Consider the following 17,765-nt stretch of genomic DNA (forward strand, 5'->3'; position numbering starts at 1 on the left):
GCGTCATCATCGGCCGATGATACCAACCATGGTCCGTCCAACCGGGCGCGTCACGGCGCTGCGCACGCGGGTGTGGCTGCCGGTGCTGGCGGCTGCGCTGTGGATCGCGCCGCCTTCAGCAGCCGGCGATTCGATGCGCTGCGGATCCCGGCTGGTGTCGGTCGAAGCCCGCGCCGCCGAGCTGCTGACCGCCTGCGGAGAGCCGGCGTACCGCGACGTCTGGAGCCTGCAGCCGCTGGTCGATGGGGCGCTGGCCGAGCACGAGGAATGGACCTACAACTTCGGCTCGCAGCAATTGCTGCGCACGATCCGGCTGCGCAACGGCCGGGTGATCGACATCGCCAGCGACGGCTACGGCTTTGCCGAGCGGCCGCCCGAGCAGCGCCGCTGCGCGGCCGAGTCGCTGGTCGAGGGCTTGAGCAAGTATCGCTTGCTGATGCAATGCGGAGCGCCGCTGACAAGGCGCGCGCAGCCGGTGCTGGTTCAGCAGCGCCTGCCGGCCCCATCGGCCGGCACGTCCGCGTTCCGCACGGTGCTGCTGCCGGTGTTCCGCGAGGAATGGGTTTATGACTTCGGCCCGAACCTGTTCATGCGCGTGCTGACGCTGGACAACGGCCGCGTCGTCCAAGTCGACAATGGCGCCCGCGGCAGCCGCCAATAGATAATCCCTGTCGCTGCTCCGATACCGCGCCCGGCCAACGTGCCGAAACCCGACGCGTCGTGCGGCACGACCTTTACGCAATGGACCCATACGAGCGATGAGTACTTCGAGCCTGCCCGGCCGAACCGGATTCACAATCTTCCTGACCGGTTTGTCCGGTGCCGGCAAGTCGACGATTGCCGCCGAGCTGGTGCGCCAGGTCGAGCAGCTGCACGGTCGCCCGGTGACGCTGCTCGACGGCGACATCGTCCGCGAAATGCTGTCGTCGGGCCTGACGTTTTCACGCAACGACCGCGAACTGAACATCCGCCGCATCGGCTACGTCGCCGCCGAAGTCACGCGCCACGGCGGCATCTGCGTGTGTGCGGCGATCGCGCCGTATCGCAGCTCGCGTACCGAGGCGCGCGATCGCATCAGCCGTTATGGCCGGTTCTACGAAATCCACGTGTCGACGCCGCTGGCGGTCTGCGAGCAGCGCGATACCAAGGGTTTGTACGCACGCGCCCGGCGCGGCGAGATCAAGAGCTTCACCGGCATCGACGATCCGTTCGAGCCGCCGCAGGCGCCCGAGTTGGCGGTCGATGCCAGTCGCGGCAACGTCGCCGACGAGGTCAAGCGCATCCTCGCGCTGCCGATCGCCGACGGCCTGCTGTAGCCAGCGGCTGCACGCAGCCTGGCTTCGACGGCACCGCGTCGGGCTGCAACGCGCCAGCCGTTATCATGCCTCGCAGCGCGGCCAGGATGGCACCGCGCCACGTCCCGATCAGGAGCTTGACCTTGCCGACTCGCACCAAACCCCCTTACGACATCGTGCTGTTTGGCGCCAGCGGCTTCACCGGCAAGTTGGTGGCGGAGTATCTGGCGCGACATCCCGGCAAGAAGCTCAGTTGGGCGATCGCCGGCCGCAACTTGCGCAAGCTCGAACGCCTGCGCGACCACCTGTCGCGGATCGATCCGCGGCTCGACCATCTGGCGCTGATCGAAGCCGACAGTCAGGACGCGGCCTCGCTGCAGCGGATGGTGCAGTCGACGCGCGTGATCATCAGCACGGTCGGGCCGTACCTGACGCATGGCGAGCCGCTGGTCGCCGCCTGCGCCGAGGCCGGCACCGATTACGTCGATCTGACCGGTGAGCCCGAGTTCGTCGATCGCATGTGGCTGCGTTACGACGACCGTGCTCGCGCCAGCGGCGCCCACATCGTCAACTGTTGCGGCTTTGATTCGATCCCGCACGACCTGGGTGCGTATTTCACGGTGCGCCAGTTGCCGGAAGGCGTGCCGATCAAACTCGAGGGCTATGTCCGTGCGGCGGGCAAGCTGTCGGGCGGTACGCTGAGCAGCGCGGTCACCGCGCTGTCGCGCTGGCGCGAGCAACAAGCCGTGCGCAAGGAGCGTCGACGGCGCGAAGGTCAGCCGGTCGATCGTCGTATTGGCAGCACGCATCCGCGGCTGCGCTTCGACCGTCACGTGCACACCTGGGTGGCGCCGCTGCCGACGATCGACTCGCAGGTGGTGTTGCGCTCCGCTGCGACCGACGATCGCTACGGCAGCGAGTTCCGTTACGGCCACTACCTGCAGCTGAAGAACCTGCCGATGATGGCCGCCGTCGGCGCAAGCCTCGCCGGCATCACGGTCGCCGCGCAGATCGGCGTTGTCCGCAACCGCATCCTGGCCTTGTCGAGCAAGGGCGTCGGGCCGACGCCGGCCGAGCGCGAAGCCGGGTGGTTCTCGGTGCGTTTCGTCGGCACGGGGGGTGGCAAGACCGTCTACACCGAGGTGCGCGGCGGCGATCCGGGCTACGGCGAAACCGCCAAGATGCTGGCCGAATCGGCGCTGTGCATGGCCTTCGACCGGCTGCCGAAGCGACCGGGCGTGCAGACGCCGGCGCACGTTTTTGGCAACGCGCTGATCAAGCGGCTGGTGGCGTCGGGCATGCAGTTCCGCGTGCTCGATTCGCTCGGCAGCAGCAGCCGATCGTGAGCGCGCCGATGACGCGGCGCGCACCCCTTTTCTGATACGGCGGAGAAACGACCGATGAGCCGACTATGGCTGTCGCTGGCAGCGGTGTACGGGCTCACGGGCGTGCTGCTCGGCGCTTTCGGCGCGCATGCGCTGCGCGCCCGGCTGTCACCGGATTTGCTTGCGGTTTGGAAGACCGCGGTCGAATACCAGTTCTACCACGCGTTCGCGCTGGCGCTGGTCGGCTTGCTGCTGCGAGGCGCGGCCGACCGGGCACTCGACGTGTCCGGCCTGTGCTTCGCGGCCGGCGTCGTGGTGTTTTCCGGCAGCTTGTACGCACTGGCGCTGAGCAACGTGCGCGTGCTCGGCGCGATCACACCGATCGGCGGGCTGCTGTTCATCGCCGGCTGGTCGGTGCTGCTGTACGCGTTGACGCGCCGCTGACGCGCCACGCCGCGCGTCGCTGTGACTACAGCGCCGGCTGCGCGGCCGATGCGATGTTGTGATTCAGGCTGTTGGCAAACACCGCGTCGTCCAGGCCGCCGATCAGCGACTTGAGCCACTCGCCGCCGCGCGCGTCGTCGGATAGCGCCACGGCGATGTAGCGGCGGCCGTCATGCTCGACGATTGCGCTGTCGGCGTGGAAGTTGCGCCAGGTGCCGCTCTTGCGGAACAGCTTGGCGTCCGGATAGCGGCTTTCCAGCCCGGCGACGAACTTATGGTGGATCGCCGGCGAGCCCATGATGTCCTTCATCTGCCGGCTGGCCTCGGGCGATACCAGCTGCCCGGTTTCGAGCAGGTAATAGAAGCGCGCGACCTGGAACGTGGTGGCGCCATGCGACAGGTTGTGCAGCGGGTCGCGTCGCGTCGCGTTGCCGGTCGCGTAGGGCTTGCCGACCCACAGCCCGCCGTTGAGCGCGCTGTCGTACAAGCGGTAGCGGGTCGACTGCAGTACGCCGGCCAGGTAGTCGGTGCCCACTTTCTGCAGCATCGACGAGGCGGCCGTGTTCGACGATTCACGGATCATCCGCTTGAGCTCGGCGATGTTGTCGTCGTCGAGCCGCAGTTGCCCGGCGGCGGCTTTCTCGAACGCGCCGAGCAGGATCGCGATCTTCGGCAGGCTGGCGGCGTAGAACATCTGGTTGCTGTTGACCTGCGCCACGGCCGGGGCGAGCGGGTCGGTGATGTCGACCAGCGACACGGCCAGATGACCGTTGCGCACCGCGCTTTGCAGCTGCAGCTGGTTCAGGCAGCGCTCCAGCGAGGCTTGCAGCGGACGGCTGACGGCCGGGCTCAAGTCCAGTGACGGGGCTGGCAAGGTGCTGGTCATGCCGTTGATCGTCGGCGCCAGCCGGGGCAGGTGCTTGCCGGACGGACCCGACGCGAAAGCCGCACTGCTGGCCGTCAGCAATGCGATCACAAAACTGCAATAACGGCCAAAAGACATTACGCCGTCGTGACTTGAGCGAAGCATCACGATGTTTGGTTTCCTGTTGGATGCGGACCCATCGCACCCCCGGTATCTGTCAGCACCGGTGAGGTTGCGCCTACCCCTGGTCCGCACCTTAACCGCTTCCCAATCCTGAATGCCAGCCGTAGCGGCCGGGCGGCGGGCCGTCGTCCAGCCCCCGTCACACCGCTTTTGCTGAACGCGGCTTGTGGCAGCATCGGTGCCACGGCACGGTCGAGGGATCCATGCAAACCCCAGTCGTCGATCGCGAGCAACGCGGTTTCATCCTGCTGCTCGCTCTGCTGCAGGGCGCGGCCTTGTATGCGATGCAGCTGGCACGCGAGCAGCAATGGCCTGGGCTGGGGACACCGGCCGGGCAGGTGCTCGCCTACACACTGGCGCTCGCGGTGCCGACGGTGATGGCGCTGACGGTCGAGCGGCTGCGCGACGGCCTGTTCTGGCGCCAGATCGCCGCACTGTCGCTGGGCTTGGTGCTGTTGGCCGCCTGGGCCGCGTTCGACTTGCCCGAGCCGAGCGCTGGGCGCAGCGAGCCGCCCGATGCGTACACCGCACGCCTGGCGGTGCTGCTGTTCGTGCTGCTGCTGTATCTGCAGGCGCGGCTGCGTCATCGCCGCTGGTGTGCGCCGTATGCCGAGCTGGTCGACCACGGCTGGCACAACGGCCTGAGTCTGCTGTTGCTGCTGCCGTTTGTTGGGTTTTGCTGGTTGGTGCTGTGGCTGTGGGGCGCGCTGTTCGACCTGTTGAAGATCGACCTGTTTTCGACGCTGTTCCGGCAGACGCCGTTCATCTATCTGGCCACCGGGACGATGGTTGGCCTGGGCCTGCTGCTGGCGCGGACCCAGCGCCGGCCGATCGAGGTGCTGCAGCCGATCCTGTTCGCGGTGTTGCGCGCCTTGCTGCCGCTGCTGGCGTTCATCAGCCTGCTGTTTCTGACGATGCTGCCGTTCACCGGCCTGGAGCCGTTGTGGCAGACACGCCGCGCCGCGGTGCTGCTGCTGACGATCGTGGCACTGATGGTGTTGTGTACCAACGCGGTCTACGGCGACGGTCGGCCGCCGTTGCTGACGACGTCGGTGTATCCGCGCTGGGTGCGGCGCGTTGTCGAGCTGTCGCTGGTGGCGCTGCCGGCCTATGCATTGCTGGCGCTGTACGCGCTGTGGCTGCGTGTCGACCAGCATGGCTGGACGCCCGATCGCCTTCACGGTGCCTTGGCGGCCTTGCTGCTGGCCGCCCATGCACTCGGCTATGCCGCCGGGCTGTTGCGCCCGCGCGCGGCGGGCGCGTTGCCGGCATTGGCCAGTGTCAACGTCAGCCTGTCGTGGCTGGCGATGGCGGTGCTCGTCGGCACGCTGACGCCGCTGCTGGACGCCAACCGCATCAGCGTCGCCAGCCAGATGGCGCGGCTGGAATCGCGCCAAATTAAGGTGGCCGATCTGGACTTGGCATTTCTGCGCGACCGGGCCGGCGGCGCTGGACGTCGTGCGCTGGCGTCCTTGCTGCGTCATCCGGGTGTGATCGCCGACCCGGCGCTGGCGCAGCGCATCGAGCGCCTGCTGCAGCCGGCGCCAGCTGCGGACGCGCCGCCGACACGCGACACGCTCCGGGCGCAGTTGGCGATTGCGCCCGGCGCCAGCCCGGTCGACGACGACTGGCTCGACGCCCTGGTGTCGCAACGTTTGGCGACGCTCAACTGCACCGAGCCCGGCAGTGACTGCGTGGTGCTGACGCCCGACATGGACGGCGACGGTCGCAGCGAGCGGCTGCTGTGCGCGCTGGCCAGCGATTCGGCGCAATGCCAGCTCAGCGCGCGCGTCGCCGGCCAGTGGCAGGACATCGGCGCGGTGCCGCTGCACGCCATCGGTGGCGATGTGCCGCAGGCGCTGCGCCAGGGCCGTTATCGCGTCGTCGCGCCGCAATGGTCCGATCTGGAGATCGACGGCGAACGCCATCGGTTGCAGCTGCGATGATGCGGCGATGCCGGCTTGCACCGGCCGCCGCCGCGGCTTAGAAAGGCGGCATGTCCGACCGCCTGCTCGAAATCCCGATCTTCCCGCTGCGTACCGTGCTGTATCCGGGCGGGCGCCTGCCGCTGCGTATTTTTGAAGCGCGCTACGTCGATATGACCAAGGCCTGCATCGGCAACGACGAGGTGTTCGGCGTCTGCCTGATCGTCGACGGCTTCGAGGTCGGCAGCCCTGCCGTGCCGGCGCCTTTTGGCTGCACGGCGCGGATCCGCAGCTGGGACGTGCCTGCGCCCGGCTTGTTCACGCTGGAAACGGTCGGCGAGGCGCCGTTCCGCATCCGCGAGCGTTTCAGCACGCCCAGCGGCCTGATCCGCGCCCTGGTCCAGCTCGAGCCCGCTCCGCCTCCGACGCCGTTGCCTGCCGCATCGCGGATGCTTGGCGATCTGCTGCAGCAGATCGTCGACAAGATCGGCGCCGAGCACTTTCCGTCGCCGACGCAGTTCGACGACGCCGCGTGGGTGGCGTATCGCTTGGCCGAAGTGCTGCCGCTGCCGGATGAGACCCGGCTGCAGCTGCTGATGGAGTGCGACCCGGTGGCGGCGCTGGCGCTGATCGAGCAGATCGTCCGCGAAGCCTGATCCGCGCGCGCTCCGGCGCGCAGCGGGCCGGCTCTACAAGCTCAGCGGTTCCAGCGCTTCGTAGGCGCGGCGCAGCCACATCTTGGCGCGCTGGCGTTCGAGCATGCCCAAGCCGGTCATCGCCTTGTCGTCACTGTTGGCCGCAGCCCAGAAGCTGGTGCTGCGCTCGTCGATCTTGGTCATCACCGGCTCGTGCAGACGCGGGATCGAGATGATCCGGGCACCCAGGTTCAGCGCGCGCTCCTTCTGGCCGCTCTTGTCGAAGATGTCGAAGTCGTCGCCGCGCGAGGCGTTGCGGACGATCACCAGCTCGACTTGCGACGACTCGCCGAAGCGATCGAGCCAGCGCGCCAGCAGGTCGACGGAATCCTTGCCCGAATCCATCACGTGCCAGTAGCGGATCGACACGCCGAGCTCCTCGGCCAGCTCCAGCACGCCGGATTCGTCGAGCCAGCGCACCAGCGGCCCGTGGGTCTGTGCGGCCAGGTCGACGACGACGCGCCGCGCCGGATCTTCGGCGGCGGCTTCCAGCACCAGGTCGAGGCTTTCGAAGCGGTCGATCGCCACCGGCGACGCAAAGCCGGTGTAGAAGCGCAGCAGCGCGCCGTGGCTGCGGTCGGAATCGAAGCCCAGGAACGGCAGCTTGCGGTCGATGAAGTACTGCGCGAGCAGCCGGGCGACCAGCGACTTGCCGACGCCGCCTTTTTCCCCGCCGATGAAGTGAACCGTGGCCATAACGCTCCGTGTTGGGGCCCACCGGCCCCGTGAAAGGGCGCGCAGGCTACCGCATCGGCCGCGCGCATGACGCACAATACGCGGCCGGCCGGCACGGCCGCGCTGCATATGACGTGGTGAACCCGTGGAATCCAAGCCGTCCGACGCTGTCGCCAACCCGGCCGTGGCCGCTCCTTTCAGCAGCTTGCCGCTGCGCGCCGAACTGCTGCAGGCCGTTGAATCGCTGGGCTTCGTCGAGATGACGCCGATCCAGGCGCAGAGCCTGCCAGTACTGCTGGCCGGCCGTGATGTGATCGGCCAGGCGCGTACCGGCAGCGGCAAGACGGCGGCCTACGGCCTGGGCCTGTTGTCGCGCATCGACCCGGCGCTGAGCAGCGTCCAAGCGCTGGTGCTGTGTCCCACGCGCGAACTGGCCGACCAGATCAGCAAGGAAATCCGCCGGCTGGCGCGCTGCCTGCCGAACATCAAGATCACGCAGCTGTCGGGCGGTATTTCGCAGCGGCCGCAGCTGGCCTCGCTCGAACACGAGCCGCACATCATCGTCGGCATGGCCGGCCGCGTGCTCGAACACTTGCAGCAGGGCACGCTCAAGCTCGATGGCCTGCGCGTGCTGGTGCTCGACGAAGCTGACCGCATGCTCGACGGCGACTTCGAAGAAGCCAGCCGCGCGATCGTCGCCCACACGCCGGCCAGCCGGCAGACGCTGTTCTTCTCGGCCACCTACAACGAGGTGGTCCGCGACTTCAGCGCGACGCTGCAGCGCGACCCGGTCGAGATCACGGTCGACACCGTCACCAGCCCGGCGCAGGTCGAACAGCAGTTCTACGAAGTCGACGCCCTGCGCCGCATCGATGCGCTCGCGTTCGTGCTGAGCCAGCGCAAGCCCGAGTCGGCGCTGGTGTTCTGCCACACGCGGCGCGACGCTCAGGACGTGCAGCAGCAGCTGGCCAAGCGCGGTTTTGCGGTGCTGGGCCTGCACGGCGACATCGAACAGCGCGAGCGCGACGAAGTGCTGGTGCGCTTTCACAACGGCAGCTGCCGCGTGCTGGTCGCCACCGACGTCGCCGCGCGCGGCTTGGACATTCCCGACCTTGCGGCCGTGATCAGCTACGAATTGCCGGCCGACGCCGACGCGCACACGCACCGCGTTGGTCGCACCGGCCGTGCCGGTCGCAGCGGCCTGGCGGTGCATTTGTTCACGCATCGCGAGCGTGCCCGCGTTACCGCGATCGAAGAAAACCTTGGCCTGAAGATCGACACCAAAAAGCTCGCGCTGCCGGCGCGCTTCACCGACGCGCCGGTACCGGCGACGCGGGTGACGATCTGCATCGACGGCGGCCGTCGCGACAAGCTGCGCCCCGGCGATCTGCTCGGTGCACTGACCGGTGCCGCTGGTCTGCCGTCCGAAGCGGTCGGCAAGATCAGCACGTTCGACACGCGCACCTACGTCGCCATCGACAAGAAAGTCGCCGCGCTGGCGATCCAGCGCCTGCGAGCCAACAAGATCAAGGGAAAGAACTTCCGCGTGCGGCCGATCGACTGAGTCGTCGCGGCCGCCGATTCCCGCGCTCTAGGTGAGCGTCCTGGTTTCGCGGCGCAGATCCGCGATCAGCGACCCGGCAGCCAATACCTCGGCGTCGTGCGCCGGTTCGCGCCAGGGTTCGTGCAGCGCCGCCTTGTACCAGCTGACCATCGCCGGCCGCGACAGCAGCCGCATCGCATAGCCGGTGGCGTCGTCGCTCATCGGCAAGCCGTAGCTTTGAAAGCGGAACGCAACCGGCGCGAAGAACGCATCGACCGCACTGAAAGCAGCGCCGGCCAGATACGGGCCGCCGAAACGGCGCAGTCCGTCGTTCCACAGTTCGTCGTTGCGGTCGATGTCGCGCTTCAAGTCGCCGTTGATCGCATGCGGCTTGATCCGCATGCCGCAGCTCATCGGGCAGCGGCTGCGCAGCGCGGCGAAGCCTGCGTGCATTTCAGCGCTGGCGCTGCGCGCCCAGGCGCGGGCGACGACGTCGGCCGGCCAGACGCCGGCGTGGCGCTCGGCCAGGTATTCGGTGATCGCCAGCGAATCCCAAACGGTGATGTCACCGTCGACCAGACACGGCACTTTGCCGGTCGGCGAGAACGCTCGGTACGCCTCGAAGCTGCTACCGCGAGCGTTGAATGGCACCAGTGTTTCGTCGAAGGCGATGCCCAGCTCGCTCAACAGCAGCCAGGGTCGCAGCGACCACGACGAGTAGTTCTTGTTGGCGATGTAGAGCTGGTAGTGAGGCACGGTGGATTCCAGTGGCCGGGCGGGCGGTGCCGCGACCGTTCAGTCTGAACCCTGCATGCTGCAATGGTGTGACGCTGCAGCCCGAGCGTCATGACCGTCAACCCCCAACCAAGGATGGAACCATGAACAACACTATCGGATGGCTTGCCGGCTTGTGCCTGATCGCCGGCTCATCGCTGCTGACGGCCTGCAACACGCTGGAAGGCGCCGGCAAAGATGTCGAAAGAACCGGCGAAGTGATTCAGAACTGCGCCGATCGCACGGACCCGTCCTGCAAGCGCTAGCGCTGCCGGCAGGTTACGGGGTGGCGGTGTCCGCGGCGCCGGACCAGCCGCCACCCAGCGACTGAATCAGCGCGACGGCCGTGGTCTGGCGGTCGCGCTGCGCCTGAATCAGCGTGCGCCGCGCCGACAGCGCCGAGGCCTGCGCGGTGACCACTTCGCTGTAGACCACTTGCCCTGCCTTGTAGCGGTTCAGCACCAGTCTTTCGTTTTCGTCGGCGATCGCGGACGCCTGCTGGCGTAACTGCTCGGTGCGCTCCAGCACGCGGCTGCCGGTCAGCTGGTCTTCAACGTCGGCGAACGCGGCCAGCACGGTCTGCCGGTAGGTGGCGACCGTCTGGTCGTAGGCGGCGCGCGCTTGATCGAGTTGCGCGCGGCGCGCGCCGAAGTCGAACAGCGTCTGCGCAGCCGAGGCGCCGATCGACCACAGCATCGTCGAGGCGTCGAGCAACTCGGCAACCGTGCTGCTCGACGACCCATACGAAGCGCTTAGCGACAGGCTCGGGTAGTAGGCCGACCGCGCCACGCCGATCTGGGCATTGGCATTGGCCACGCGGCGTTCGGCGGCGGCGATGTCGGGCCGCCGCTGCAGCAGCGTCGACGGCAGGCCGACCGGTACGCCGGGCACGACCGCATTCCACGGCGCCGGCTCGATTTGGAACCGGGCCGGCGCTTCGCCGACCAGGACCGCGATCGCGTGTTCAAGCTGGGCGCGCGTGCGGCGCAGCGATTCCATATCGGCTTGCGTGCCATACAGCTGCGTCTGCGCTGACAGGTAATCCGTGCGTGGCGCAATACCAGCGCGATAGCGGTTTTCGGCGATCTGCAGCGCGCGCTCGTAGCCGGTGAGCGTTTGCTGCAACAGGCCAATCTCGGCATCGGTGGCACGCAGCGACAGGTAGTTGGTCACCAGCTCGCCTTGCGCCGACAGCGTGGCGCTGGCGAGGTCGGCGGCACTGGCCGCCGTCGAGGCATCGGCGGCTTCGGCGCTGCGCCGCAGCCGGCCCCAAACATCCGGTTCCCAGCTGGCGCCGATGCTGGTGCGGTAATTGTTGTTGATATTGCCGCCACCGGCGATCACCGACTGCTGGCCGTTGGCGTCGGTGACGACGCGGCTGGCGCGGTTGCCGCCGCTGTCAGCGCGCGTCGCGGTGCCACTGAGATCGATCGTCGGGAACAGCCCGGCGCGCTGCTGGCTGACCAGTGCACGCGCTTGCGCGTAGGCCGCTTGGGCCGCTGCGATGTTCTGGTTCGACACCTGCACGCGCTGCGCCAGCGCGTCGAGTTCGGCGTCATCGAACAACTGCCACCAGGTACCGCGATCGATCGCATCCGATGGCGCTGCAGCGACCCAGCCTTCGGCCTCCTTGAAGGCCGTGGCGGTCGCGGCATCCGGCCGCTGATAGTCGGGGCCGACCGCGCAGCCGCTGGCGAACGCCAGTAGCGCAGCGGCGACGACGGATGGCTTGTGCAACATCATCGGTTCAAGCTCCTGCCGCCAGATCGGCATCGGCATGACGGCTCAGCAGCGCCTCGTCAGGCCGGCGACGACGCAGGCGATCCATGTAAACGTAGACCACGGGCGTGGTCAGCAGCGTCAGCATCTGGCTGGCGATCAAGCCGCCGATGATCGCCACGCCCAGCGGCTGGCGCAGCTCCGATCCTTCGCCAAAGCCAATCGCCAGCGGCAGCGCACCCAGTGCAGCGGCCATCGTCGTCATCAGGATCGGACGAAACCGCAGCAGACAGGCTTCGCGCACCGCATCCGTGGCGCTCATGCCGCGCGCACGCTGCGCATCGAGCGCAAAGTCGATGATCAGGATCGCGTTCTTTTTGACGATGCCGATCAGCAGAAACAAGCCGATCAACGCGATCAGCGAAAACTCCATCCGCAGCAGCATCAGCGCCAGCACCGCGCCGACGCCGGCCGATGGCAGCGTCGACAGCACGGTCACCGGATGCACGTAGCTTTCGTACAGCACGCCGAGCACGATGTAGATCACGACGATCGCGGCGGCGATCAGCAGCCCTTGTGAGCCCTGCGATTGCTGGAACGCGCGCGCCGTGCCCTGGAAGCTGGCCGCGATGCTCGTCGGCATGCGGATATCGGCTTCGGCCTGTTTGACCAGCACCTGGGCCTGGCTGAGGCTGACACCCTCGGCCAGGTTGAACGAGATCGTCGTTGCCAGCGTCGCGTCCTGGTGATTGATCGACGTGGCGGCCGCACGCTCGCCGACGCTGCTGATCGCGGCCAGCGGCACCATGCTGGCCGTGGTCGTCGCCAGTGCCGCGCCGGTCGATGGATCGCGTAGCGCCGGGTTGGTCGCCATGGCCGCTGCGGCGGCGGTGGCATTGGCGGCCGGAATGTAGACATCGTTCAAGGCCAACGGGCCTTCGCGGTAGGTCGACGCCACACCGAGCACGACGCTGTACTGGTTGATGTCCTCGTAGATCGTGGCAGCGGTGCGCTGACCAAACGCGTTATACAGCGCGTTGTCGACGGCGCGCGGCGTGATGCCGAAACGAGCCGCCGTGTCGCGGTCGATCGTGATGAAGCTCTCCACGCCGTTGGCCTGCTGGTCGGTGTTGACGTCGGTCAGCTGCGGCAAGGTCTTGAGCTGTTCGGCCAAGCGCGTCGCCCATTCCTTCAATTCCGCTGGGTCATCGCCCTTGAGCGTGTACTGGTAGCTCGCGTTGGCCGAGCGGCCGCCCATCCGCAAGTCCTGCACCGGGTTCAGGAACAAGCTCACGCCGCTGACTTGCGCCAGCTTCGGCCGCAGTCGGTTGATCACCGCTTGGCCGGTTTCACCACGCTCGGCCAGCGGCTTCAGATCAACGAACATGAAGCCGCCACCGGCGCGCGCACCGCCGGTGAAGCCGACGACCGTCGACACCGCCGGGTCGGCATGAATGATGTCGATCAGCGCTTGCAGCTTGCCGGCCATCGCCTGAAACGAAATGCTCTGGTCGGCTTGCAGGCCGCCGGCCAGCTGACTGGAATCCTGCTGCGGGAAGAAGCCCTTGGGTGCGATCACGAACAGATAGCCGTTGAGCGCGATCACGGCCGCCAACAGCAGCATCACCATGCGCTTGCAGTCCAGCGCCCAATCGAGCTGCCGTCGATACAAGCCGAGCAGTGCGTCGAAGCCGCGCTCGGCGATCCGTGCCAAGCGACCAGGCGATTGACCGGCTGCCGGCGTACGCAACAGCCAGGCGCACATCATCGGCGTCGTCGTCAGCGAGATCAGTAGCGAGATCATCACGGCCGCCGACAGCGTGATCGCAAACTCGCGGAACAAGCGCCCGACCTGGCCGCCCATGAACAGCAGCGGGATGAACACCGCCACCAGCGACACGCTGATCGACAACACGGTAAAGCCGACTTCGCGTGCGCCGAGCAAGGCCGCCTTGAAGCGGTCCATGCCGGCTTCGATATGGCGCGAGGTGTTCTCGAGTACGACGATCGCATCGTCAACGACGAAGCCGGTGGCCACCGTCAGTGCCATCAAGCTCAGGTTGTTCAGCGAAAAGCCCAGCAGGTACATCACGCCAAACGTGCCCAGCAGCGACACGATCGTGGCCACGGCCGGTATCAGCGTGGCGCGCAGATTGCGCAGGAACAGGCTGACCACCAGCACCACCAGCACGATCGACATCACCAGCGTGAACTCGACATCGTGAAGCGAGGCGCGGATCGACTTGGTGCGGTCCGATGCCACTTGTAGCTTGATGCCGGCCGGCAGTTGCGCCTGCAGTTCGTCGATCTTGCCTCGCACCTGATCGACCACTTCGATCACGTTGGCGTTGGGCTGCTTGCGGATCAGCACCACGACGGCCGGCTCACCGTTGAACAGACCCAGCGTGCGCTCGTCGGCCGTGCCTTCCTTGATGTCGGCGATGTCGCCCAGCCGCACTGGGGCCTCGTTCTTCCAGGCCACGACCTGGTCGCGGTAGGTTTGGACGTCGCGACCCAGGTTGTTGGTGTAGATCTGGTAGTGGCGCTCGCTGCTTTCGATCGCACCCTTGGGACGGTTGGCGTTGGCCGACTCGATGGCGGCGCGTACGTCTTCCATGCTGACGCCGAAGCGGATCAGTGCAAACGGCACCACGTCGATGCGTACCGCCGGCAGCGAGCCGCCACCGACCTCCACTTCGCCCACGCCGGGAATCTGCGCGATCTTCTGCTGCAGCAGATTGGTCACGGCCTCGTAGATCTGGCCGCGCGTCTTGGTCGGCGAGGTCAGCGCCAGCACGATCACCGGTGAGTCGGACGGGTTGGCCTTGTTGTAGGTCGGGTTGCTGCGCAGCGTTGCAGGCAGGTCCGCGCGCGTGGCGTTGATCGCGGCCTGGACTTCGCGTGCGGCGCTGTCGACGTTACGTTCGAGCCCAAACTGCAGGTTGATTCGCGTACTGCCGCTGCCGCTGGACGAGGTCATCTCGTTGACGCCGGCGATGATGCCCAAGCGCCGCTCCAGTGGCGTGGCGACGCTGGTGGCCATCGTCTCGGGGCTGGCGCCCGACAGCTGCGCTTGGACCGAAATCACCGGATAGTCGACCTGCGGCAGCGGCGCGACCGGCAGCACGAAAAAGCCGGCGATGCCCGACAGCGCGATGCCGATCGTCAGCAGCACGGTGCCGATCGGACGCTGGATGAACGGGGCCGAAAGGTTCATCTCAGGCCGCGCTGCCGGGTGCTGCGGCGCTGCGACGGCCGAAGCGCTGGCCGAGCCGGTCGAACATCAGATAGATCACCGGCGTCGTGAACAGCGTCAGCGCTTGGCTGACGACCAGGCCGCCGAAGATCGCGATGCCCAGCGGCCGGCGCAACTCGGCGCCTTCGCCGGTGCCGAGCATCAGCGGCACGGCCGCAAACAGCGCCGCGAGCGTCGTCATGATGATCGGCCGGAAACGCAGCAGCGCAGCTTGGTGGATGGCCGCTTGTGCGGCCAAGCCCTGTGATCGCTCGGCGTCGATCGCGAAGTCGATCATCATGATCGCGTTCTTCTTGACGATGCCGATCAGCAGAATGATGCCGATGATGCCGATCACGCCAAGGTCATTGCCGGTGACGATCAGCATCAGCAGTGCGCCAACGCCGGCCGACGGCAGCGTCGACAGAATCGTCAGCGGATGCACGTAGCTCTCATACAGCACGCCGAGCACGATGTAGACGCAGATGATCGCCGCCAGAATCAGCCACAGCTGGTTGCTCAGCGAGTTTTCGTAGGCGCTGGCAGCGCCCAGAAAGCTCAGGCTGACGCTGGCCGGCAGGTCGATGTCGATCGCCGCTTGGCGGATCTGGTCGACGGCCTCGCCCAGCGACACGCCGTCGGCGGTGTCGAAGCCGATCGTCGTGGCCGGGTACTGCGCCACGTGTGTCACTTGCAGCGGTGCGCGGCGTTCGCTGATCGTCGCGAATGCGCCCAGCGGCGTGGCCACGCCGGAGCCGGACTGCAAGTGCAGCAGTCCGAGCGATGCCGGCTCGGTCAGCAGATCGGGCCGCGCTTCGAGAATCACCCGGTACTGGTTGGTCTCGGTGAAGATCGTCGACACGATGCGCTGGCCAAACGCGCTGTACAGCGCATCGTCGATCGCCGAAGCCGAAATGCCGAGCCGCGACGCAGTATCACGATCGACGTCGATGTAGGCGCTGCTGCCGGTGGCGCCGGCGTCGGAGACCACGGTGCGCAGCGCATCGAGCTGCTGCATCCGTGCTGCGAGCTTTTGCGCCCATTGGGTGACGATGGCGGTATCGGCGCCTTCTATCGACACGCGGTACTGCGTCGGACCGGATTCGGCGTCGATGGTCAGATCCTGCGTCGGCTGCAAGTACAGCGTCGCCCCGGCGACGTTGGCGACCCGCTGTTTGAGCCGCTCCATGATCTGGCTCTGCGTGGCACCGCCACGCTCGCGCCGCAGGTTGATGAACAGGCGCCCGGTATGCAGCAGCGTGCTGTTGGCGGCATCGACGCCGACGAAGGAGCTGAGGTTTTCCACGGCCGGGTCCTTCAGGATCTCCGCGGCGGCCGCCTGTTGCAGCTGGGACATCCGTGAAAACGACACCGACTCGCTGGCTTGCAGCCGCGCTTGCAGCTGCCCGGTGTCCTGCGTCGGGAACAAACCCTTGGGGATCAGCACATACAGCAGCACCGTTAGCAGCAGGGTCGCCAGTGCGGCGATCAGCGTTGCGCCCTGATGGCGCAACACCAGCGTCAGCCAGCGGTCGTAGTGGCCGACGACGCGGTCGAAGCCGCGCTGGATCGCGGCACCGATGCCGCGCTCGGGCGCGGTCGAATGCGCGTTGAGCCACCGCGCCGACAGCATCGGCACCAGCGTCAGCGACACCACGGCCGAGATCAGGATCGTGATCGCCAGCGTCACCGCGAATTCGCGGAACAGCCGGCCGACGACATCACCCATGAACAGTAGCGGGATCAGCACCGCGACCAGCGAGATCGTCAGCGAGATGATCGTGAAGCCGATTTCGCTAGCGCCCTTGAGTGCGGCGTTGAACGGCTTTTCGCCGCGTTCCAGGTGCCGTGCGATGTTCTCGATGACGACGATCGCGTCGTCGACGACGAAGCCGGTGGCAATCGTCAGCGCCATCAAGCTCAGGTTATTGAAGCTGTAGCCGAGTAGATACATCGCGCCGCAGGTGCCGATCAGCGAGATCGGCACCGACAGGCTGGCGATCAGCGTTGCTTGCGGGCTGTGCAGGAAGAAGAAGATCACCAGCACCACCATCACCACGGCCAGCAGCAGCTCGATCTGCACGTGGTGTACCGACGCGCGGATGCCAGTCGTGCGGTCGCTGAGCACGTCGATGCGCACGCTGTCGGGCATCACGCCCTGCAGTTCGGCCAGACGCTGCTGGATCGCATCGACGGTGCGGATCACGTTGGCGCCGGGCTGGCGCTGCACGTTGAGGATGATCGCCGGGCGCAGGTTGGCCCAGGCCGCGAGCTTGATGTTTTCGGCGGCGTCTACCACGTTGGCGACATCGCTGATGCGCACCGGCGCATCGCCGGTGTAGGCGACGATCAGGTTGCGGTAGTCGTCGACTGTCAGCAGTTGGTCGTTGGCGTTGATCGAGTACGCGCGGCTCGGGCCGTCGAAGCTGCCCTTGGCGCTGTTGGCGTTGGAAGCACCGATCGCCGACTGCAGCGTGCTCAGCGTGATGCCGTAGGACGCCAGTGCCTGCGTGTCGGCCTGGATGCGGATCGCCGGACGTTGCCCGCCCGACAGCGTCACCAAGCCCACGCCCGACACTTGGCTGATCTTCAGCGCCAGCCGCGTATCGGCGAGGTTGCGCACCTCGGTCAGCGGCAGCGTGTCCGACGTCAGCGCGAGCGTCAGCACCGGTGCGTCGGCGGGATTGACCTTGGCATAGACCGGTGGCGCCGGCAGGTCGGCCGGCAGCAGTGCATTGGCGCTGTTGATCGCGGCTTGCACTTCCTGTTCGGCGACGTCGATCGCCTCGGTCAGCGTGAACTGCAAGGTGATGATCGACGCGCCGGCCGTGCTGACCGAGCTCATTCGCTGCAGTCCCGGCATCTGGCCGAGCTGTCGTTCCAGTGGCGCGGTCACCGTCTGGCTCATGACCTCGGGGCTGGCGCCGGGATACAGCGTCTGCACCTGGATCGTCGGGTAGTCGACCTCGGGCAGCGCCGACAGCGGCATGAACTTGAAGCCGACCAAGCCGGCCAGCACGATTGCCGCCATTAGCAGCGCCGTGGCGACCGGCCGTTCGATGAACGGGCGCGAAGGATTCATATCCG

Annotated in this window: 14 protein-coding genes; 8 read left to right on the forward strand and 6 right to left on the reverse strand. The window is 67.1% G+C overall.

What is annotated here, in order from left to right:
* Positions 1-28: 28 nt before the first annotated feature.
* From BUB09_RS14700 to BUB09_RS14715, 4 genes are all read left to right on the forward strand, one after another.
* Positions 29-661: a DUF2845 domain-containing protein gene (locus BUB09_RS14700; protein WP_072898740.1), complete on the forward strand. Its 633-nt coding sequence runs from the start codon at positions 29-31 to the stop codon at positions 659-661.
* 97 nt (positions 662-758) lie between these two features.
* Positions 759-1,316: an adenylyl-sulfate kinase gene (gene cysC / locus BUB09_RS14705; protein ID WP_072898742.1), complete on the forward strand. Its 558-nt coding sequence runs from the start codon at positions 759-761 to the stop codon at positions 1,314-1,316.
* 122 nt (positions 1,317-1,438) lie between these two features.
* Positions 1,439-2,641 carry a saccharopine dehydrogenase family protein gene (locus tag BUB09_RS14710; protein WP_245793300.1) on the forward strand — a complete coding sequence of 401 codons (1,203 nt, stop codon included), beginning with the start codon at positions 1,439-1,441 and terminating at the stop codon, positions 2,639-2,641.
* A 54-nt stretch (positions 2,642-2,695) separates the two neighbouring features.
* Positions 2,696-3,064: a DUF423 domain-containing protein gene (locus BUB09_RS14715; protein WP_072898746.1), complete on the forward strand. Its 369-nt coding sequence runs from the start codon at positions 2,696-2,698 to the stop codon at positions 3,062-3,064.
* Between the two features lie 25 nt (positions 3,065-3,089).
* Here BUB09_RS14715 and BUB09_RS14720 read toward each other — a convergent pair whose 3' ends face one another.
* Positions 3,090-4,067 (reverse strand): serine hydrolase, encoded by a 978-nt coding sequence (locus tag BUB09_RS14720; RefSeq protein ID WP_245793301.1) that lies wholly within the window; start codon positions 4,065-4,067, stop codon positions 3,090-3,092.
* Positions 4,068-4,315: 248 nt separating this feature from the next.
* Between BUB09_RS14720 and BUB09_RS14725 the strand changes: the two genes are divergently transcribed.
* A complete protein-coding gene (locus tag BUB09_RS14725) occupies positions 4,316-6,058 on the forward strand; it encodes a DUF4153 domain-containing protein (RefSeq protein WP_072898748.1) in 1,743 nt (580 codons plus the stop codon).
* Positions 6,059-6,108: 50 nt separating this feature from the next.
* Complete coding sequence (locus BUB09_RS14730; RefSeq protein ID WP_072898750.1) at positions 6,109-6,693, forward strand: LON peptidase substrate-binding domain-containing protein; 585 nt, start codon at positions 6,109-6,111, stop codon at positions 6,691-6,693.
* Positions 6,694-6,726: 33 nt separating this feature from the next.
* Here BUB09_RS14730 and BUB09_RS14735 read toward each other — a convergent pair whose 3' ends face one another.
* Positions 6,727-7,428: a P-loop NTPase family protein gene (locus tag BUB09_RS14735; RefSeq protein WP_072898752.1), complete on the reverse strand. Its 702-nt coding sequence runs from the start codon at positions 7,426-7,428 to the stop codon at positions 6,727-6,729.
* A 124-nt stretch (positions 7,429-7,552) separates the two neighbouring features.
* Here BUB09_RS14735 and dbpA point away from each other — a divergent pair, with 124 nt between their 5' ends.
* Complete coding sequence (gene dbpA, locus BUB09_RS14740) at positions 7,553-8,971, forward strand: ATP-dependent RNA helicase DbpA (protein ID WP_139250304.1); 1,419 nt, start codon at positions 7,553-7,555, stop codon at positions 8,969-8,971.
* A gap of 27 nt (positions 8,972-8,998) precedes the next feature.
* Here dbpA and BUB09_RS14745 read toward each other — a convergent pair whose 3' ends face one another.
* A complete protein-coding gene (locus tag BUB09_RS14745; RefSeq protein ID WP_072898754.1) occupies positions 8,999-9,706 on the reverse strand; it encodes a glutathione S-transferase family protein in 708 nt (235 codons plus the stop codon).
* Between the two features lie 122 nt (positions 9,707-9,828).
* On the opposite strand from BUB09_RS14745, the gene BUB09_RS17045 reads away from it, so the two are divergent.
* Positions 9,829-9,990: an entericidin A/B family lipoprotein gene (locus BUB09_RS17045; protein ID WP_139250305.1), complete on the forward strand. Its 162-nt coding sequence runs from the start codon at positions 9,829-9,831 to the stop codon at positions 9,988-9,990.
* Between the two features lie 13 nt (positions 9,991-10,003).
* On the opposite strand, the gene BUB09_RS14755 is transcribed toward BUB09_RS17045, so the two are convergent.
* From BUB09_RS14755 to BUB09_RS14765, 3 genes are read right to left on the reverse strand one after another with little or no spacing between them, the layout of a single operon-like run.
* Positions 10,004-11,467, reverse strand: a complete 1,464-nt coding sequence (locus BUB09_RS14755) for an efflux transporter outer membrane subunit (protein ID WP_072898939.1) — start codon at positions 11,465-11,467, stop codon at positions 10,004-10,006.
* 4 nt (positions 11,468-11,471) lie between these two features.
* On the reverse strand, positions 11,472-14,660 hold the full coding sequence (locus BUB09_RS14760; protein ID WP_072898756.1) for an efflux RND transporter permease subunit: 3,189 nt from the start codon (positions 14,658-14,660) through the stop codon (positions 11,472-11,474).
* A 1-nt stretch (position 14,661) separates the two neighbouring features.
* Positions 14,662-17,760, reverse strand: a complete 3,099-nt coding sequence (locus tag BUB09_RS14765) for an efflux RND transporter permease subunit (protein WP_072898937.1) — start codon at positions 17,758-17,760, stop codon at positions 14,662-14,664.
* Positions 17,761-17,765 lie beyond the last annotated feature (5 nt).

Source organism: Hydrocarboniphaga daqingensis, from assembly GCF_900129825.1.
GTDB lineage: Bacteria > Pseudomonadota > Gammaproteobacteria > Nevskiales > Nevskiaceae > Hydrocarboniphaga > Hydrocarboniphaga daqingensis.

What these genes read in the sequence shown, in the direction of transcription:
- BUB09_RS14700 (WP_072898740.1), top strand. Translation starts at nt 29, where the DNA reads ATGGTCCGTCCAACCGGGCGCGTCACGGCGCTGCGCACGCGGGTGTGG.
- cysC (WP_072898742.1), top strand. Translation starts at nt 759, where the DNA reads ATGAGTACTTCGAGCCTGCCCGGCCGAACCGGATTCACAATCTTCCTG.
- BUB09_RS14715 (WP_072898746.1), top strand. Translation starts at nt 2,696, where the DNA reads ATGAGCCGACTATGGCTGTCGCTGGCAGCGGTGTACGGGCTCACGGGC.
- BUB09_RS14720 (WP_245793301.1), bottom strand. Translation starts at nt 4,067, where the DNA reads ATGTCTTTTGGCCGTTATTGCAGTTTTGTGATCGCATTGCTGACGGCC.
- BUB09_RS14725 (WP_072898748.1), top strand. Translation starts at nt 4,316, where the DNA reads ATGCAAACCCCAGTCGTCGATCGCGAGCAACGCGGTTTCATCCTGCTG.
- BUB09_RS14730 (WP_072898750.1), top strand. Translation starts at nt 6,109, where the DNA reads ATGTCCGACCGCCTGCTCGAAATCCCGATCTTCCCGCTGCGTACCGTG.
- BUB09_RS14735 (WP_072898752.1), bottom strand. Translation starts at nt 7,428, where the DNA reads ATGGCCACGGTTCACTTCATCGGCGGGGAAAAAGGCGGCGTCGGCAAG.
- BUB09_RS17045 (WP_139250305.1), top strand. Translation starts at nt 9,829, where the DNA reads ATGAACAACACTATCGGATGGCTTGCCGGCTTGTGCCTGATCGCCGGC.
- BUB09_RS14755 (WP_072898939.1), bottom strand. Translation starts at nt 11,467, where the DNA reads ATGATGTTGCACAAGCCATCCGTCGTCGCCGCTGCGCTACTGGCGTTC.
- BUB09_RS14760 (WP_072898756.1), bottom strand. Translation starts at nt 14,660, where the DNA reads ATGAACCTTTCGGCCCCGTTCATCCAGCGTCCGATCGGCACCGTGCTG.
- BUB09_RS14765 (WP_072898937.1), bottom strand. Translation starts at nt 17,760, where the DNA reads ATGAATCCTTCGCGCCCGTTCATCGAACGGCCGGTCGCCACGGCGCTG.